The following is a 16255-nucleotide window of genomic DNA, read 5'->3' as shown; positions in this document are numbered from 1 at the left end:
CAGTCTGATACCCCATTCCTCAGTTGCTCCAACCGCCATCAATAATCTGCACCGTACCGGTGGTGTAAGAGCTGGCATCGGACGCCAGATACAGCGCCAACTGGGCTATTTCGCCGGTGGTGCCGATGCGACCAATTGGCTGACGGGCAACGAACGCCTGATACACCTCTTCTTCACTTCGCCCCTGTTCACGCGCCTGCTCAGCAATACGTTGACGCAACGACGGTGACTCCACCGTGCCGGGGCAAATGGCATTGCAACGAATGCCTTGCGTGACGTAATCCGCCGCGACAGAACGTGTCAGGCCGATCACTGCGGCTTTGGTGGCGCTGTAGGCAAAGCGGTTCGGTACCCCTTTCACACTGGAGGCAACTGAAGACATGTTGATAATCGAACCGTTTTTGCGCGCCAACATGCCGGGCAGGAAGGCGCGGATCATGCGGAACATCGCGGTCACATTAAGATCGACGGCGAAAGCCCATTGATCCTCACTGCATTCCAGGATCGAACCGCTGTGCACCACGCCCGCACAGTTGAATAACACGTCGATCGGTCCAAGCGTTTCTGCCGCTGCGGCGATCGCCACGGGATCGGTCACGTTCAGCGTCATCGGCTGAATGCCGGGCAATCCCCGCAGTTGTTCAGTGTTGATATCGGTGGCAATGACATCCGCGCCTGCACCGGCAAAAAGCCTGGCGGTGCTGAAGCCAATCCCCTGCCCAGCCGCAGTAATCAGCACGCGTTTTCCGGTTAAATTCATTTTCGCTCCCTTGGATCAAAGGTCTAATGGTCAGGCCACTCAAGGCGGTTAAAGGTCAGGCCTTTAACATGACAAAAGACGCTGTTCGCGTTATGGTTTGGTGATAATGTTATAAGACACAGTTAAAACAGCATTTTGGTTAACCAATTTTTTACACTTGAATAACTATTACTCAAGCAGCTTGACTAATAATTGTGCGCTGAATCACTTTTACCCGAACAGCCTAAGGTAACATATGCCGATCACTCGACTGGAAAACCCAAGGATTTACAGACAGATAGCTGACCAACTGAAACGACTTATCGATAATAATGAATTTCCTCCGGGCAGCCGCCTGCCGTCCGAGCGAGATCTGGCTCAGCAGCTACAAGTTAGCCGTGCTTCCGTCCGTGAGGCGCTGATTGCGCTGGAAGTGATCGGATTGGTGGATGTCAAAGTGGGCAACGGGGTGATCGTCCGCGCACAGACGCCGGTGTTGGCCTCGCAGGAACCGGTAATGACGCAGGCCGGGCGTGATCAGTGGGCAGAAATCGATGATGAACTGAATATCGAGCTGGATTTTAACGCCGAGCTGCCGCCTTTCTCACTGCTGCAAACTCGCCTGTTGATCGAACCAGAAACCGCCGCCCTGGCCGCACGTCATGCCACAGATCTGGAACTGGTCGGCATTCGTGAAGCTTATGAGCAAAACTGCCGCGATAACCGCGCGGGCTCAGCGACCCACCCCGGCGATCGGCTGTTTCATATCCGCATCGCCCAGGCCAGCGGTAACCCGGCCTATGCATTTATCATCGGCCATCTGCTCGGCCACCGTTATGGCAGCATGTTCCGTGTACTGCAACGCCACTATACGCCTGACGATATGCCACACCGTTCCGAGCAAGAACACCGGGAGATTCTGGCGGCAATTGAAGCACGTGACGTACGCGGCGCGCGCAAGGCGATGAAAGCCCATTTGGATGAAGTGATCGCCATTTTCACCCGCGCACAGTAGGTCACTTGGGCTTCACTTGGACGGGGGAAAATTTTTATCAAAACGCTCTTTTTTCCACATGCAGCCAAGGCCCAGGCACATTACACTGACATCAGACCGTACCCTATGGCTTTCAAGTTGCAGCTAGGCGGCCAGCTCGCTCATCCTCAAGTCAGGTAGTGGCGCTGCATACTGCCCTTTAAAATGGATAACGACCGTTGAAGAACTCTTTCTCCGCTTCATTGCTGGCGCTGTGCCTGTGTGCCGCACCGCTGGCCGCGCAGGCCGCCGCCCCGCAACTGGCTTCGCAAATCGTCGACCAGTATGCCGAACATATTTTCTACAACAGCGGTGCCACCGGTATGGCGCTGGTGGTGATCGACGGTAATCAGGTGGTTAACCGCAGTTTTGGTGACACCAAACCCGGGAATAACCTGCGCCCACGCCCGGATTCACTGATCCGCATCGCCTCCATCACCAAGCTGATGACCAGTGAGGTAATGGTTAAGATGGCGGCGGAAGGTCGGGTTAAGCTCAATGACCCATTGCGTAAATATGCCCCGCAGGGCGCTTACGTACCGGCTTATAACACTCGCCAACCCATCACACTACTGAACCTGGCAACCCATACCAGCGCACTGCCGCGTGAACAGCCAGGCAAGAAGCCGCCAAAAACACCAGTATTTACCTGGCCGACCAAAGCGCAACGCTGGCAATGGCTGGAACACGCCAACGTCACCGTACCACCGGGCGTACGTGCTTCTTATTCCAACCTGGCGTATGACCTGCTGGCAGATGCACTGTCACGCGCAGCGGGTAAACCATACAGCGCGCTGCTGAAGGAAAAAATCACTGCACCGCTCGGCATGGTCGACACCACCCTCACTCCAAGTGCCGAACAGTGTTCACGCCTGATGGTGGCTTCGGCTGGACCGAGTGCCTGCCGTGACACAACGGCTGCCGGGGGCAGTGGCGGTGTTTACTCCACCCCACGCGACATGCAACGTTGGATGCAACAGTTCCTTACCTCTAACGTCTCAGGCTCACGTAAATCGACTGCCGCCAGCGAACAGACCATGTACTTCCAGCGTAACGATCTGGTCTCGTTGAAAGGCATGGACGTACCGGGCGAAGCCAGCGCACTGGGTCTGGGTTGGGTATATATGGCGCCAAACGGCGAGCTGCCGGGGATAATTCAGAAAACGGGCGGTGGCGGCGGCTTTATTACCTATATGGCAATGATTCCGCAGAAAAATGTTGGGGTATTTGTGGTCGTTACTCGCTCAGAACTGAGCAAATTCACCAATATGAGCGATCCAGTTAACCGGCTGGTGGGCGAATTAGCCGCCAATAAAAGCTAAGGTTAAGGGGTGCAGCATGCCGCTGCACCCCGTTAATCTCAGGCTAAACTCATCTCGTGTATCACCGGATGGAAGTTGCGCTTGAAGTAGATCAAGCCGTTGCCCGCCGCACTCACCACAATCTGACGGATCTGCACCAGATACACCTGATGGGTGCCAATACTCTGGATCTGCTCAATCTCCCCTTCCAGACTCGCCAGCGTATTACGTAACACCGGTTGGCCCAACGCACCGTTTTGCCATTCATCCAGACGGAAACGCTCTTCCATGCTGACTTCCGTCATACCGGCAAAGTGGCGCGCCATCAGCTCTTGCTCATGGTTCAACACGTTGACGCACAGTCGCTGATTCGCCTGGAAAACCGGGTTCATCGCGCTGTTGCGGTTGATACACACCAGCAACGTCGGTGGCGTATCCGTCACTGAGCACACTGCGGTGGCGGTAATACCACAGCGCCCCGCCGGGCCATCGGTCGTCACGATATTCACCGCCGCAGACAGGCTGGCCATAGCGTCGCGAAACAGCAGACGGTGTTCATTTTCCTGAGACATACAAACCTCCTACCGGATCACTTAAGCAGTTTATCCAGTTGATTAATATCGTCATTGTTATGCAGATGCGGTACTTTCCAGCCATGTTGATCGTAATCGGACAGGCATTTGTCGACCATTTCCATCATCTTGCCCATGGTGCCAGATCCTTGTGCATGACGCAGACATTGTAGACGGATCTCGTCCTGGCTACCGGCATAGTTGATCTCATACAACTCGTGACGACCGCCGAATTCACTGCCGATCGCATCCCACATCAATTTGAGGATCTTGATACGTTCGACATGATCCATGCCGTCAGATCCGCGCACATAGCGAGACAGATACTTGTCGATCTCTGGGTTATTCATGTCACGCACACTCGACGGCAGGTAAATCAAACCGCTGGTGACGTTCTTTTCGATGATGTTCTTCACCTTGGCGTAGGCCATCGGCGCCATCACGCGATACGTCTGCAACGCAGCGGAATCCGGCAGATAAGCACCGTTTTCCCACTTGGTGGCTTCAGCGCACATTGCATCGCTCAACGACCAGAACAGATTACGCCAGGCGACCACTTCACCGAGATCGGCCTGCACGCCACGGAATTCAAGCACCCCAGTACAAGACAGGCTTTTTTGCAGCAGTGCGGTAATAAAGTCCATCTTCACCGCCAAGCGTACGCACGCCTGTAACGGGAACAACCGGGCAAATCCGCCTTCAGTGCTCCAACGACGGCAACGATCGAAATCACGGTAGATCAGGACGTTTTCCCACGGGATCAACACATGATCCATGATCAGGATCGCATCGTTTTCATCAAAACGGCTCGATAGCGGGTAATCAAACGGCGATCCGGTGGCACCAGCGACCAATTCATAAGAAGCACGGGAGATCAGTTTCACTCCTTCGGCGTCCATCGGTGCGACAAACATCAGTGCGAAGTCCGGGTTATCGCCCATCACCTGTGCCGAGCCAAAGCCGATAAAGTTGTAGTGAGTCAGCGCCGAGTTGGTCGCCACCACTTTAGCGCCGCTGACGATGATGCCGGCATCCGTCTCTTTTTCCACCTTAATGAACACATCTTTCACTTCGTTAACCGGCTTGTGGCGATCAATGGGCGGGTTGACGATAGCGTGGTTAAAGTACAGGCCGGTTTCCTGAATACGTTTGTACCAGTGGCGTGCGTTGTCAGCGAACTGGCCATAAAACTCCGGATTGGCACCCAGTGCGCAACCAAAAGCCGCTTTGTAATCTGGGGTACGTCCCATCCAACCGTAGCTCTGACGTGACCAGTCGGCGATGGCATCGCGCTGCTGACGCATTTCTTCAGGGCTGCGGGCGTAGCGGAAGAATTTGTGAGTATAACCGCCGTTGCCGGTGTCGGTATTCCAGCACAGACGATCCTGGCTGACCGGATCGTGCAATGAGTCATACAACTGGCCGACTGACGCCGCCGCGTTACGGAACGCCGGGTGAGTGGTGACATCTTTCACTCGCTCGCCGTAGATGTAGATTTCACGGCCGTCCTGCAAACTTTTAAGATACTCAGCCCCGGTGAACGGACGTTTGCTGTCAGCACGAAAGTCTTCTGGTTTCATTCGTTGTCTTCCTCGTAATCGGCATTTTATGGGCCGTGTATTCGGCCATTTGTTAAAATAATGTTTTCTTTTGGTTGCTTAATTGAAGCTCCCAACGCCGATTTCGAGAAGAGACTTTTGCGGCAATCGCGGGTACTTTTCAGGTGGGTTTGCCGCTTTCGCGGCAAAGTGTGATCCAGGTGCTGTCCTGCTTTTACGAAAGAGGATGTTGTGCGGCGCGGTAGCTTGAGGGAGAGCAACCTTCCAGCCGATTGAAAAAACGGGCGAAATAGGCCGGATCCTTAAAACCCAGGCTATAAGCGGTTTCATGCACCGTGCAGGCACTGAACAGCAGCATACGCTTGGCTTCACGCAACACACGATCGAATATCAGTCGTTTGGGAGGCTGATTGGCAAAACGCCGACACAGGTCATTGAGCCGTGATTCGGTCACTCCCAGCGCCTGGGCATAGTCCGGTACCGGCAGGTGATCGCGGAAACGTTCATCCACCATCTTGTTAAAACGCTGGAACAACTTCAGCTCACCGCGCACGCCGCTGGTCGCAGAATCTTCCAGTGCGGCATTGCGTAACAGCAGAGTCAATACCGCCTGTGCCAACAGCGCCAGCGTCTGCTCACGACCGGCCAGCCCTTGGCTGAACTCACGGCGGATCAACGCCCAGTAATGGCTGAGCGCCGTCAATTCGTGTGGCGCATCTGCCATCGACAAACAGATACCTGGCATATCCAGTGCCAAATTGCTGCCAGGGTACAAGCGTTCCAGCAACGGCCATATCAGCTCCTGACGCACCGTCAATACGTGACCATCGCTGTCCGGTTCAGTGAAGAAGGCATGTGGTACCGAGGGCGGTGTCAGGATAAATAACGGGGCCTGCACCGAATAGTGTTGGCTGTCCAACTGCAACTCAATCTTGCCGGTCTCCAGGAAATGTACCTGGAAGAAACGGTCATGCCAGTGCACCTGCATATCGCGGCCAAAAAACGCCGCCAGCCCGGCAAAGGTTTCGTAGTGCACTTCATCCGTGGCGTAACGCGCATCGTATTCTTTGCATATATCGATATTGGCGATAAAACCGGTACTTTTCTGCACATCATCCTCCCTCAGCGATGAGATCAGTGATAAGCCTTATTAGGCATCATTGTCGCAGGCAGTTTGGCCATGGACAGCGCACATGAACCCATTCCGTTAGGGTTACGAGCACTGTCCCAGGCCAAAATGGCTAATATCAAGCTTATGGTGTGGCCCGTGGACGCGAGCCTTGCATCGGAATACGCCACACGATCAGTGCGCCGATGATCAACAATGCCGAAACAAAATACAGTCCGGAGTTAAAGCTGCCGGTCAGGTCCTTGAACCAGCCGATCAACAGCGGGCTAACCGCCGATCCTATATTGCCTGTGGCATTGATCACCGCGATCCCAATTGCACGAGCCTCCAGACTGATCGACTGATCCGGTGTGGTCCAGAAGATCGCCATCGCCGTGAAAGACCCCACCGATGCCATCACGATCCCCAACAATTGGATCATGCTGTGGTCGGTCGCCGAAGCCAGCAACCACCCGGCTGCGGCAAACAGGTACGGAAGCGCCGTATGGTGTTTACGTTCCTGCAATCGATCCGATCGTTTACTCCACCAAATCATCCCGGCAATGGTACAGATCTGCGGGATCGCCGCCAGAATACCGATCACAATGTTGCTGCTGCCTTGATTGAAGCTCTGCAAGATCTGCGGCGTCCAGATGTTGATGGCACTCAGCGTATTGGTCAGGCAGAAATAAGCCAGCGTATACATCAGCACAATTGGCGTGAACACTTCCCGCCACAGGCTGCGCTGCTGCATCGCCCGATGGCTGCCCGGCCCATTGGGCTGTACCAGTTGCAGCTTGTCAGCATCCATCATCGCCTTCAGGCTGCTTTTTTCTTCATCGGTCAGCCATTTGGCTTTGGCCGGGGTATCGTCCAGATAGAACCACACCACTACACCCAGCAGCACCGAAGGAATCCCCTCCACCAGGAACAGCCATTGCCAGCCTTTGAGGTTCATCAGGCCGTCCAGTGCCAAAATATAGCCGGATACCAACGAACCGATCGCCATGGTCACTGGCATAGCAATCATAAATAACGCATTGGCACGGGCACGGTAAAACGCCGGGAACCAGTAGGTGAGATACACCAAAATGCCCGGCAGAAAACCGGCTTCGGTAATGCCGACGATCATCCGTAGCACATACAAACTTGTCGGCCCGGTGGCAAATAGGGTGCAGGTTGAGGCGATCCCCCACAACACCATGATGGTCGCGATCCAGCGTCGTGCCCCCACGATCCCCAGCATGATATTGCTCGGGATACCAAAGATCACATAGGTGACGTAGAACAAGGTCGCTGCCAGTCCAAACATGGTCGAACTGAGGCCGAGATCCTTACCCATCGTCAACCCGGCGAAACCGATATTGATGCGGTCGAGGAAAGAGAAAACAAACAGCACAAACAGGAAAATAATCAGTCGCCGAAATAACTTTTTAATCACCGATTGCTCGGCGGCGGTTAACGCTTTATGTTGCTGCGCCGGGTTGACCGGCGGCAGCGAATCGACGTTGCTCATGGTGTGTTCTCTCAGTCTAATAAACGCTCGGGGATTGCACAGGTGGCTGCTCTTGTTTAAAGCGGCTTGCCAGGGTTTCCGCCGCTCGCGCCAGCAGAGTGGTATCCACGCCCACCGCAACAAACAGCGCACCAGACGCCAGGTAATGCTGCGCCAGTTCCGGATTAGCCGTCAAAATGCCCGGTGCTTTGCCGGCTGCGCTGATACGCGCAATAGCATCGTCGATAGTGCGCTGCACCTCCGGTTGCTGCGGATTACCGGCAAACCCCATATCCGCGCTCAAATCCGCCGGACCGATAAATACCCCGTCGACGCCTTCCACCTTCAGGATCTCGTCCAGATTTTTCACTGCCTCACGTGTTTCGATCTGCACCAATACACACATCTGTGCATCAGCCTGTTGCAGATAATCCGGTACCCGATTCCAGCGAGAGGCCCGCGCCAACGCACTGCCGACACCGCGTATACCGTTCGGCGGATAACGGGTGGCACGCACCGCATCACGCGCCTGTTCGGCGTTCTGAATCATCGGGATCAGCAGCGTTTGCGCACCAATATCCAACAATTGCTTAATCATCACCGCGTCATTCCAGGCCGGGCGTACCACCGGATGGCTCGGGTAAGGCGCGATAGCCTGCAACTGGCCCAGCACCGTTTGTACGTTGTTAGGCGCGTGTTCACCGTCGATCAACAGCCAATCGAAACCGGAACCGGCCAGCAGTTCTGCGCTGTAACTGCTGCATAAACCCAGCCACAGGCCAATCTGCGGGCGCTTTTCCTGCAACGCCTCCTTAAAAGAGTTGGTTAACATCACATTCTCCCTGATTAACGGGCGCAGCCAGCAGCGCCCCAACACGCTTGAGGTTCGGCCTACCGAACCTGCTGATTACACAAACCGGCAGCTAATGCAGCCCATCGGGCCGTAATCCGCATGGAAGGTGTCGCCGCGCCGAGCGGCAACTGGCCGGGTGAAGGAGCCGCCAAGGATCACCTGACCAGCCTCCAGTTCCACGTCATACGGGAACAGCTTGTTGGCCAGCCAGGCAACACCATTAGCCGGGTGGTTCAGCACTGCCGCCGCCACGCCAGACTCTTCGATGACGCCATTGCGGTACAGAAGTGCACTGATCCAACGTAGATCCAATGCATCCGGTTTGATCGGTCTACCGCCCATCACCACACCGGCGTTGGCGGCGTTATCGGAAATGGTGTCGAACACCTTGCGGGGACGCTGCGTTTCGGGATCGACGTTATGGCTACGTGCATCAATGATCTCCAGCGCCGGAATGATGTAATCCGTGGCGTTGTAGACGTCAAACAGTGTGCAATTCGGCCCACGCAATGGCTTGGCCAGCACAAATGCCAACTCAACCTCAACGCGTGGCACGATAAAACGATCGATGGGAATGTCGCTGCCGTCATTGAAAAACATGTCATCAAGTAAGGCGCCAAAATCCGGTTCAGTGATCTGCGAACTGACCTGCATAGCACGCGATGTCAGGCCGATCTTATGGCCCTTCAATGTGCGGCCTTCGGCGATCTTTAGCGCCACCCATTGCCGCTGAATGGCGTAAGCGTCTTCGATGGTGATCTCGGGATGCTCCAGTGATAACGCGCGGATCTGCTCACGATTCTGCTCCGCCTGATGCAAACGCTGCACGGCACGGCTAACCAGCTCTTTATCCAACATTGACGGCCCCTTACTCTTTGCGGAATAGCGCGTGGACATTGTTTTGTTTGTAGTTCAACACCGGATCCAGCTCTTCCATGGTGAAGGACAACGCCAGATAGCGGCTGGCCATCAACGCAGCGAAGTGCTCGGTGATCAGAGCGAACAACATTTCTCCCACTTGTTCACGGCTCTCCAGACTGCGGCCGTGACCAATCTTCAGCGTCATATGCACGAAGGCGTAATCCTGCTTGCCGTCGGCCATCTGCCAGGTATCCAGCCAAATAGCGCGGCTGCGTACGCCGGCCAACGGGAAAATGCCGGTGTCCGCCAGCGCCTGATTAACCTTGGCGAACAGTGTGGGCAAATCCGCCTCAAGGCGGATATTGTCGGTACATTCAGCGTAAAAATGGGGCATGGATACTCCTCAGGCTTCAGCCGGCAACGGGAACACGGCATTAACCTGCCCGGTGCCTGAACTGGCGAACAACGGCGTAATGAACTCCACTTTGCCGTCATATTTATCCCACCCCAGCAAGCCAAGCAGCATCACGGTGTCATGCATGTTGCCTTCGCCGTAGCAATAATCGGCGTACTCCGGCAGCATTTCGCAAAACTCACGGAAACGCCCTTCTTCCCACAACTTGACCACCCGTTCGTCCATCTGCTGGTCGAACTGACGTGTGTAGCTGTTCATGCCTTCTTCAGCACGTTGGTCGTCGATGAAACGGTGTGAAAGCGAACCGCTGGCCAATACCGCCACCGTACCGTCGTATTTCTCAATCGCGGTTTTTATCGCTTCACCCAAACGGCGGCTGTCGGCAAAGTCATGCACGGTGCAAAACGCCGAAATTGAGATCACCTTGAAATGCTTGTCGCTGTTCATGTAACGCATCGGCACCAACGTGCCGTACTCCAGCTTCAGGCTTGGGATCTCATGCGCTTTGGCTCGTACCCCGAGTTTGCAGGCCTCGGCGGCGATCAGCTGACCTAACGCCGGGTTGCCGTCATATTCGTAGGTCATGTCGCGGATGAAGTGCGGTAATTCATTGCTGGTATACAACCCTTCGAAATGCGGGCTGCAATTGATGTGATAGGCGCTGTTCACAAGCCAGTGGGTGTCGAACACAATAATGGTGTCGACGCCCATTTCACGGCAGCGCGCACTGATCTCTTTGTGGCCGTCGATCGCCGACTGGCGACAACCGTGGTTTTTTCCTGGAAGTTCCGACAGGTACATCGATGGAACATGCGTAATCTTGGCGGCCAGAGCTAACTTACCCATACAACCTCCTATACCCGGCATCCTTGAAGCTGCATCTGTGTTGACTGCAAGCATTCACCCTAGGGGGCGAATTATTCGCCCCGGCTAATACGGGCGCAGCGTGCAACGCCCGTACCATCTGCCTTGATGCACTCCAATGATTTTGGGTATATCTTTTTTAGTTATAAAACAGGGAGCGGATTTAGACGCCCCAGCGTGGGATCGGGTGATCACCCATGGAAATACACACGTTCTTCATCTCGGCGAACACTTCGAAGCTGTATTCCCCACCTTCACGGCCGGTGCCGGACGATTTCACGCCGCCAAATGGCTGGCGCAGATCGCGTACGTTTTGGGTGTTAACGAAAACCATGCCCGCTTCAATATTGCGGGCCAGACGCAGTACCTTGCTCACATCCTGCGTCCAGATATACGACGCCAGGCCGTATTCCACGTCGTTGGCCATACGCAGGCCGTCTTCTTCTGATTTGAACGGCAGCAGGCAGGCCACTGGCCCAAAAATCTCCTCCTGCGCGATGCGCATACGGTTGTCGACATCCGCCAGCACCGTCGGGCGCAGGAAGTTGCCGTGGCTCAAGCCGGCCGGTTTATCCGGGCCACCCGCCAGTAGAGTGGCGCCTTCTTCCAGCCCAAGGCGGATATAGCCAGAGACTTTTTCCCAGTGCTGCGGGCTGATCAGCGCCCCCACTTGGGTGTTGGGATCCTGCGGATCACCCACGCGCAGGCGGTTGGCGCGCTCGGCAAAGCGTTTAACGAATTCCGGATAAATGCTCTCCTGAATGAAGATGCGCGAACCGGCCGTGCAGCGTTCACCATTGATAGAGAAAATAGTAAACAGCGCGGCATCCAAGGCACGTTCGATGTCCGCATCTTCAAAAATCAGTACCGGCGACTTCCCACCCAGTTCCATGGAAAACTTCTTCAGCCCAGCGCTTTCAATAATGCGGCGGCCGGTGGCGGTACCGCCGGTAAAGGACACTGCACGCACATCTTTATGGCGTACCAATGCATCCCCGGCAGTCGCACCGTAACCCTGTACCACATTGAGTACCCCTGCCGGGATACCGGCTTCCAGCGCCAGTTCACCCAGGCGGTCAGCGGTCAGCGGCGACAGCTCGGACATTTTCAGCACTGCAGTGTTACCCAATGCCAGGCAAGGCGCCGTTTTCCAGGTGGCTGTCATAAATGGCACGTTCCACGGCGACACCAGCGCACACACACCCACCGGCTGGATCAGCGTGTAGTTGAGCATCTTGTCGTCCACCGGATAAGTACGACCATTCATCTGTTGGCAGATCTCGGCGAAAAACTCAAAGTTGTGCGACGCACGTGGGATCAGCACATTTTTAGTTTGGTGGATCGGCAGGCCAGTATCGGCAGTTTCCATCTCGGCGATCTGCGGGACATTCTCATCGATCAATTCACCCAGGCGACGCATCAGGCGCGCACGCTCTTTCATTGGCGTATTGGCCCATTTAGGGAATGCCGCCTTAGCAGCGGCTACTGCCTGATCGATCTCCAACTGTCCGCCTGAAGCCACTTCCGCCAGCACCTCACCGTTAGCCGGGTTGGTGGTGGTGAAATACTCTTTGCTGGCTACATTCTTACCGTTAATCCAATGGTTGATGGTTTTCATCGCAGGCTTTCCTCGTAATCTTTTTCACTGATGATGTGGTTAACCAAACGGCCAATGCCCTCGATCTCCACCACCACTTCGTCACCCGGCAGCACATCAGCCAGCCCTTTCGGCGTGCCGGTGGCGATCATGTCGCCGGGTTGCAGCGTCATGAATTCGCTCAGGTAGCTGATCAGGTACGGAATATCGAAAATCATATCGGCAGTGCTGCCGCGCTGGCGTAACTCACCGTTGACGTAAGTACTGAGCGCCAGACGGTGCGGATCGGCGATATCATCACGATCCACAATGTAAGGCCCAATAGGGGTCAAGGTGTCGCGGCTTTTCACGCGCAGATTCGGGCGGTAGTAGTTTTCCAAATAGTCGCGAATGGCGTAGTCGTTACACAGGGTGTAACCCGCAACATAGTCCATGGCGTTTTCTCGGCTGACGTTACGCGCAGTCTTGCCGATCACTGCCACCAGCTCGGCTTCATAGTGCATATACTCGACGTCGGCCGGGCGCACCGATACCTGACGGTGTCCGGTCAGGGTGTTTGGCGCTTTCAGGAATACCAAAGGTTCTTCCGGTGCCTTGAACTCCAACTCGCTGGCGTGATCAGCGTAGTTCAAACCCAAGGCAAACACCGTGCCCTGTGCTGGCGGTAACCACTCAGCGTCCAACTCGTTCAGAACGCTGCCGTCCGGCAGGGTAACGCGCAGTTGCTCATCAACGCTGACGTTAACAACTTTGCCGTGATGGCGAATTCGGGCGTGTCTCATGCTGTTTCTCCTGCCTGCGTCACACGGTTGGTCAGGGTCGGCAAACCGGCAGCGCGCACCGTCACTTCATCCCCCGGTTTGATCTCAACACGCTGGTGTGGCGTGCCGATCAGTACCGCGTCCCCCGGCTGCAAGGTAATAAAATCGCTGATGGCCGCGATCAGTTCCGGCACCGAACGCACCAGATCGGCCGTCGACCAACGATCCTGCTCTACGCCATTGATTTCGGTGATGATCTCCAGCTTGGCAGAGGTCGCTAACTGGCCGATATCGCCTAACGGACAAAAACCGTCGCGGCATTTCGCTTTGATTGCCGGGCGATAGAAGCTGCTTTCCGGCAGGCTGATGTCATTAGCCAGTGCATAACCGGCCAGATAATCAGCCACACGCTCAACCGGCACCTTACGCGCGGTGTCGCCAATCACTACCGCCAGCGTTGCACCACTCTGCACCTGCTCACCGGCAGGAAACGGGATCGCCCCGCCATTGGCGAGGTGGGTATTACGCGGTTTGATAAACCATACCGGGGTCTTCGGCGGGGTTTTATACGGTAGTTCATGGAACGCCTGATCCCAGGCGTCAATTTGGCTGCGGTGGTTTAACGCGACGGAAAATACGGTGCCTTTCATGCAAACTCCTTTCAATGACAGAACATGACAACCGGCATTCATTAATATGTTAATGATTACTTTTATACGCTGTTCAGCTTTTACGCAACGCGGGTGGGTTGATTTGTGATCGTGATAACAAAATATTCACAAACAGTGAACATTAGCGTGATTATTCAACGTATTAATCATTTTCAGGCGATTTTTCCACCCGCAGGTGCATTTTCGCTTTATCCGGCAAGGTAAACTTGGCTACTATTAAGTTATTAATAAATCCAGGCAGCATATTGCGTTCCCAGCGATCAACGCCGGAATAACAAACACCTTGATAGCAAAGGCTAAATCTATGCATGAATCCTTAACTATTGCCCTGCTGCAGGCGCGTGAAACCGCCATGGGGTTTTTCCGCCCGATCCTGAAAAGCCATAATCTGACGGAACAGCAGTGGCGTATCATTCGCGTGCTGGCCAATAGCCGCTCTATTGAGTTCCATGAATTGGCAGCAGAAACCTGCATCTTGCGCCCCAGCCTGACCGGCATCTTGTCGCGCATGGAGCGCGATAAGCTTATTTTCCGCCTGAAGCCGGTTAACGATCAGCGCAAGCTCTACGTTTCACTGACCCAGCAAGGCCAGGAATTGTATGAGGTGGCTCGCCATCAGGTAGAACAGGGGTACGGTGAGATTGAAGCTGCGTTTTCGCAGCAGAAGATGGGCCAACTAATGGCACTCTTGGACGAACTGATCACCCTGGGGGATAAACTGCCCGCCAACGTGACCGCCCATCCAACAAAAAAGTGATTCAAACATTTCCTCCGTACGGGCGCTGCGTGCTGCGCCCGTATCAATCGGGACGAACATGTTCGTCCCCTACCTTCAAGTTAGAGGATGGGCTTCAGGTAACAACGCGCCGCCATCCACCACCAGCGTCTGCCCGGTAATGTAGGCCGCCGCCGGTGAGGCCAGGAACACCATCGCAGCAGCGATGTCTTCAGGTTCTCCCAGCCGTCCCAGCGGCACTGCGGCGGCAATCGCCTGATTGAGCGCAGTCCCCCCCAGGTTGGCCATCGCCGGTGTGCGGATCATCCCTGGCTCTACGCCGTTAACCCGTACGCCTGCCTCTGCCAGCTCCAACGCTGCCGCGCGAATAAAACCGTTAACCCCAGCTTTGGAGGCGGCATAGTGCGCCAACCCAGGATAAGCCACCCGTGGCCCGGTCACCGATGAGGTCACCAGAATGCAACCGCCGCCCTGGCGCTGCATCCACGGTAACGCCGCCTGCGCCAGAAAGAACGGTGCCATCAGATTGACGCTCAGCGTACGTTGCAACAGCACAGCATCTATTTCGGCAAACGGCGTCAACGGGAAATAAGCCGCATTGTGGACCACAACATCCAGCCGCTGATAACGTAGCCCCACCGCCGCTACCCATTCGGCAATCTGCCCTGGATCGGCCAGATCGCAGGCCATCGCTTGCACCTGCCAACCCTGTTGTTGCAGCGTCTCGGCCGCTTCCTGCGCTTTTTGCAGTTGCAGATCCGCCATCACCACCGTCGCACCCAGTTGGGCAAAGGCGCTGACAATCGCCAGCCCAATACCCTGCGCACCGCCAGTCACCAACACTACCTTGCCGCTGAAGGCATCGGCCGCATACGTCGTCTTCATCGGCTTATCCCCGTGGATGGCGGGTCGTGTTCAGCACTTGCGCATGAGCGCCCACCGCAAAATTGCTCAGCGCACTGAAATCGCTGCCCTGATAACCGAGGATCTTGCCGTCAGTCCGCATGCCTTGCAGATCGATCATCACCACCCCTAACGTCGGCACGATCTTCTCGCGCCAGACGAACAGGTAGAGTTTTTCAGCCACTTTCACGTAATGACAACGATCCACATCCGCCAGCCCTTTCTCCACACCATCCAGACACTGCCAGGCGTAGAAATTGTCGTTCAGGTAGATATGTTCGTAACGCTCTGTCGGGCTGTAGGTGTACATATTGCGCATACCGATCAACTCGTCGGTGAAATGCGGTGGTGCAACCGTGGCACCATCCAATGTGCCGAATTGGAATTCGGCGTTGACGGCCGTCAGCGGCAGCCCCTGCTCAACGCGGCTAAAGGCGTCCAAACGGGTTTGCTCCTCATCCGGCAATTGGCCATACACCGCAGTAAAATTGCCCTGATTGCGATCGCACACCAGCGTGATACTGGCGTTATCCTGTGCGGGATCGAGAAAATCGATAAATAAAATGCCGGGACGAATACTGGTGGCACGATAAGCAATGCCACGGTATTCACCCCAACTCAGCGTTTGCTCATCGACAAAATGACAGCTCAGCATTTCCCCATCGGTAAAGCGCAATGCTAGCGCACTGCCGCTCAGTCCGTGTTGTTGTTCCAGTGTATTGCTGTGCGGTGCAAAACCTTCCGCCAACGCGCCAACCTGAATAAATACCGCTTCTGAACTCATGTG

17 protein-coding genes are annotated in these 16255 nt (G+C 55.3%); 3 read left to right on the top strand and 14 right to left on the bottom strand.

Translation table 11 applies throughout. The features are described 5' to 3' along the window. Window positions 1–19: 19 nt before the first annotated feature. Entirely contained in the window at window positions 20–760 is a 741-nt protein-coding gene (locus SGBXF1_RS02875; protein WP_186427790.1) for an SDR family oxidoreductase, read from the bottom strand. A 235-nt stretch (window positions 761–995) separates the two neighbouring features. Between SGBXF1_RS02875 and SGBXF1_RS02870 the strand changes: the two genes are divergently transcribed. Both SGBXF1_RS02870 and ampH read left to right on the top strand, forming a co-directional pair. Continuing rightward, entirely contained in the window at window positions 996–1754 is a 759-nt protein-coding gene (locus tag SGBXF1_RS02870) for a FadR/GntR family transcriptional regulator (RefSeq protein ID WP_037424186.1), read from the top strand. A 197-nt stretch (window positions 1755–1951) separates the two neighbouring features. Beyond that, a complete protein-coding gene (gene ampH / locus SGBXF1_RS02865) occupies window positions 1952–3094 on the top strand; it encodes a D-alanyl-D-alanine-carboxypeptidase/endopeptidase AmpH (protein WP_037424189.1) in 1143 nt (380 codons plus the stop codon). Window positions 3095–3132: 38 nt separating this feature from the next. Here ampH and hpaC read toward each other — a convergent pair whose 3' ends face one another. From hpaC to SGBXF1_RS02810, 11 genes are all read right to left on the bottom strand, one after another. Beyond that, entirely contained in the window at window positions 3133–3645 is a 513-nt protein-coding gene (gene hpaC / locus SGBXF1_RS02860; protein WP_037424192.1) for a 4-hydroxyphenylacetate 3-monooxygenase, reductase component, read from the bottom strand. 17 nt (window positions 3646–3662) lie between these two features. Next, window positions 3663–5225 (bottom strand): 4-hydroxyphenylacetate 3-monooxygenase, oxygenase component, encoded by a 1563-nt coding sequence (hpaB, locus tag SGBXF1_RS02855; protein ID WP_130382511.1) that lies wholly within the window; start codon window positions 5223–5225, stop codon window positions 3663–3665. Between the two features lie 193 nt (window positions 5226–5418). After that, window positions 5419–6315 carry a 4-hydroxyphenylacetate catabolism regulatory protein HpaA gene (hpaA, locus tag SGBXF1_RS02850; protein ID WP_037424197.1) on the bottom strand — a complete coding sequence of 299 codons (897 nt, stop codon included), beginning with the start codon at window positions 6313–6315 and terminating at the stop codon, window positions 5419–5421. A gap of 142 nt (window positions 6316–6457) precedes the next feature. Continuing rightward, window positions 6458–7828 carry a 4-hydroxyphenylacetate permease gene (gene hpaX, locus SGBXF1_RS02845; protein WP_037424201.1) on the bottom strand — a complete coding sequence of 457 codons (1371 nt, stop codon included), beginning with the start codon at window positions 7826–7828 and terminating at the stop codon, window positions 6458–6460. A gap of 16 nt (window positions 7829–7844) precedes the next feature. Next, on the bottom strand, window positions 7845–8639 hold the full coding sequence (gene hpaI / locus SGBXF1_RS02840; RefSeq protein ID WP_186427789.1) for a 4-hydroxy-2-oxoheptanedioate aldolase: 795 nt from the start codon (window positions 8637–8639) through the stop codon (window positions 7845–7847). Window positions 8640–8714: 75 nt separating this feature from the next. Further along, window positions 8715–9518: a 2-oxo-hept-4-ene-1,7-dioate hydratase gene (hpaH, locus tag SGBXF1_RS02835; RefSeq protein WP_186427788.1), complete on the bottom strand. Its 804-nt coding sequence runs from the start codon at window positions 9516–9518 to the stop codon at window positions 8715–8717. Window positions 9519–9528: 10 nt separating this feature from the next. Continuing rightward, window positions 9529–9915 (bottom strand): 5-carboxymethyl-2-hydroxymuconate Delta-isomerase, encoded by a 387-nt coding sequence (locus SGBXF1_RS02830; RefSeq protein ID WP_037424210.1) that lies wholly within the window; start codon window positions 9913–9915, stop codon window positions 9529–9531. Window positions 9916–9924: 9 nt separating this feature from the next. Continuing rightward, entirely contained in the window at window positions 9925–10782 is an 858-nt protein-coding gene (hpaD, locus tag SGBXF1_RS02825) for a 3,4-dihydroxyphenylacetate 2,3-dioxygenase (protein ID WP_061807412.1), read from the bottom strand. 181 nt (window positions 10783–10963) lie between these two features. Then, window positions 10964–12418 (bottom strand): 5-carboxymethyl-2-hydroxymuconate semialdehyde dehydrogenase, encoded by a 1455-nt coding sequence (gene hpaE, locus SGBXF1_RS02820; RefSeq protein WP_012005080.1) that lies wholly within the window; start codon window positions 12416–12418, stop codon window positions 10964–10966. Next, window positions 12415–13179 carry a fumarylacetoacetate hydrolase family protein gene (locus SGBXF1_RS02815; protein ID WP_037424213.1) on the bottom strand — a complete coding sequence of 255 codons (765 nt, stop codon included), beginning with the start codon at window positions 13177–13179 and terminating at the stop codon, window positions 12415–12417. The genes hpaE and SGBXF1_RS02815 overlap by 4 nt, the downstream gene beginning before the upstream one ends. After that, window positions 13176–13808, bottom strand: coding sequence for a fumarylacetoacetate hydrolase family protein (locus tag SGBXF1_RS02810; protein ID WP_037424215.1), 633 nt, complete (start codon window positions 13806–13808; stop codon window positions 13176–13178). The genes SGBXF1_RS02815 and SGBXF1_RS02810 overlap by 4 nt, the downstream gene beginning before the upstream one ends. A gap of 325 nt (window positions 13809–14133) precedes the next feature. Here SGBXF1_RS02810 and hpaR point away from each other — a divergent pair, with 325 nt between their 5' ends. Then, window positions 14134–14586 (top strand): homoprotocatechuate degradation operon regulator HpaR, encoded by a 453-nt coding sequence (gene hpaR / locus SGBXF1_RS02800; RefSeq protein ID WP_061807414.1) that lies wholly within the window; start codon window positions 14134–14136, stop codon window positions 14584–14586. Between the two features lie 75 nt (window positions 14587–14661). On the opposite strand, the gene SGBXF1_RS02795 is transcribed toward hpaR, so the two are convergent. Beyond that, window positions 14662–15450, bottom strand: coding sequence for an SDR family oxidoreductase (locus tag SGBXF1_RS02795; RefSeq protein WP_037424220.1), 789 nt, complete (start codon window positions 15448–15450; stop codon window positions 14662–14664). 4 nt (window positions 15451–15454) lie between these two features. Beyond that, window positions 15455–16252, bottom strand: a complete 798-nt coding sequence (locus SGBXF1_RS02790) for a MoaF C-terminal domain-containing protein (protein WP_186427786.1) — start codon at window positions 16250–16252, stop codon at window positions 15455–15457. Window positions 16253–16255 lie beyond the last annotated feature (3 nt).

This window comes from Serratia grimesii, assembly GCF_900186025.1.
In the GTDB taxonomy this organism is placed as follows: Bacteria; Pseudomonadota; Gammaproteobacteria; order Enterobacterales; family Enterobacteriaceae; genus Serratia; species Serratia grimesii.
This window is presented reverse-complemented; position numbering and strand designations above follow the sequence as displayed.

Excerpts from the sequence above, each read along its gene's own strand:
- SGBXF1_RS02875 (WP_186427790.1), bottom strand. The coding sequence starts at position 760 with ATGAATTTAACCGGAAAACGCGTGCTGATTACTGCGGCTGGGCAGGGG.
- SGBXF1_RS02870 (WP_037424186.1), top strand. The coding sequence starts at position 996 with ATGCCGATCACTCGACTGGAAAACCCAAGGATTTACAGACAGATAGCT.
- hpaC (WP_037424192.1), bottom strand. The coding sequence starts at position 3,645 with ATGTCTCAGGAAAATGAACACCGTCTGCTGTTTCGCGACGCTATGGCC.
- hpaB (WP_130382511.1), bottom strand. The coding sequence starts at position 5,225 with ATGAAACCAGAAGACTTTCGTGCTGACAGCAAACGTCCGTTCACCGGG.
- hpaX (WP_037424201.1), bottom strand. The coding sequence starts at position 7,828 with ATGAGCAACGTCGATTCGCTGCCGCCGGTCAACCCGGCGCAGCAACAT.
- hpaI (WP_186427789.1), bottom strand. The coding sequence starts at position 8,639 with ATGTTAACCAACTCTTTTAAGGAGGCGTTGCAGGAAAAGCGCCCGCAG.
- hpaH (WP_186427788.1), bottom strand. The coding sequence starts at position 9,518 with ATGTTGGATAAAGAGCTGGTTAGCCGTGCCGTGCAGCGTTTGCATCAG.
- SGBXF1_RS02830 (WP_037424210.1), bottom strand. The coding sequence starts at position 9,915 with ATGCCCCATTTTTACGCTGAATGTACCGACAATATCCGCCTTGAGGCG.
- hpaD (WP_061807412.1), bottom strand. The coding sequence starts at position 10,782 with ATGGGTAAGTTAGCTCTGGCCGCCAAGATTACGCATGTTCCATCGATG.
- hpaE (WP_012005080.1), bottom strand. The coding sequence starts at position 12,418 with ATGAAAACCATCAACCATTGGATTAACGGTAAGAATGTAGCCAGCAAA.
- SGBXF1_RS02815 (WP_037424213.1), bottom strand. The coding sequence starts at position 13,179 with ATGAGACACGCCCGAATTCGCCATCACGGCAAAGTTGTTAACGTCAGC.
- SGBXF1_RS02810 (WP_037424215.1), bottom strand. The coding sequence starts at position 13,808 with ATGAAAGGCACCGTATTTTCCGTCGCGTTAAACCACCGCAGCCAAATT.
- hpaR (WP_061807414.1), top strand. The coding sequence starts at position 14,134 with ATGCATGAATCCTTAACTATTGCCCTGCTGCAGGCGCGTGAAACCGCC.
- SGBXF1_RS02795 (WP_037424220.1), bottom strand. The coding sequence starts at position 15,450 with ATGAAGACGACGTATGCGGCCGATGCCTTCAGCGGCAAGGTAGTGTTG.
- SGBXF1_RS02790 (WP_186427786.1), bottom strand. The coding sequence starts at position 16,252 with ATGAGTTCAGAAGCGGTATTTATTCAGGTTGGCGCGTTGGCGGAAGGT.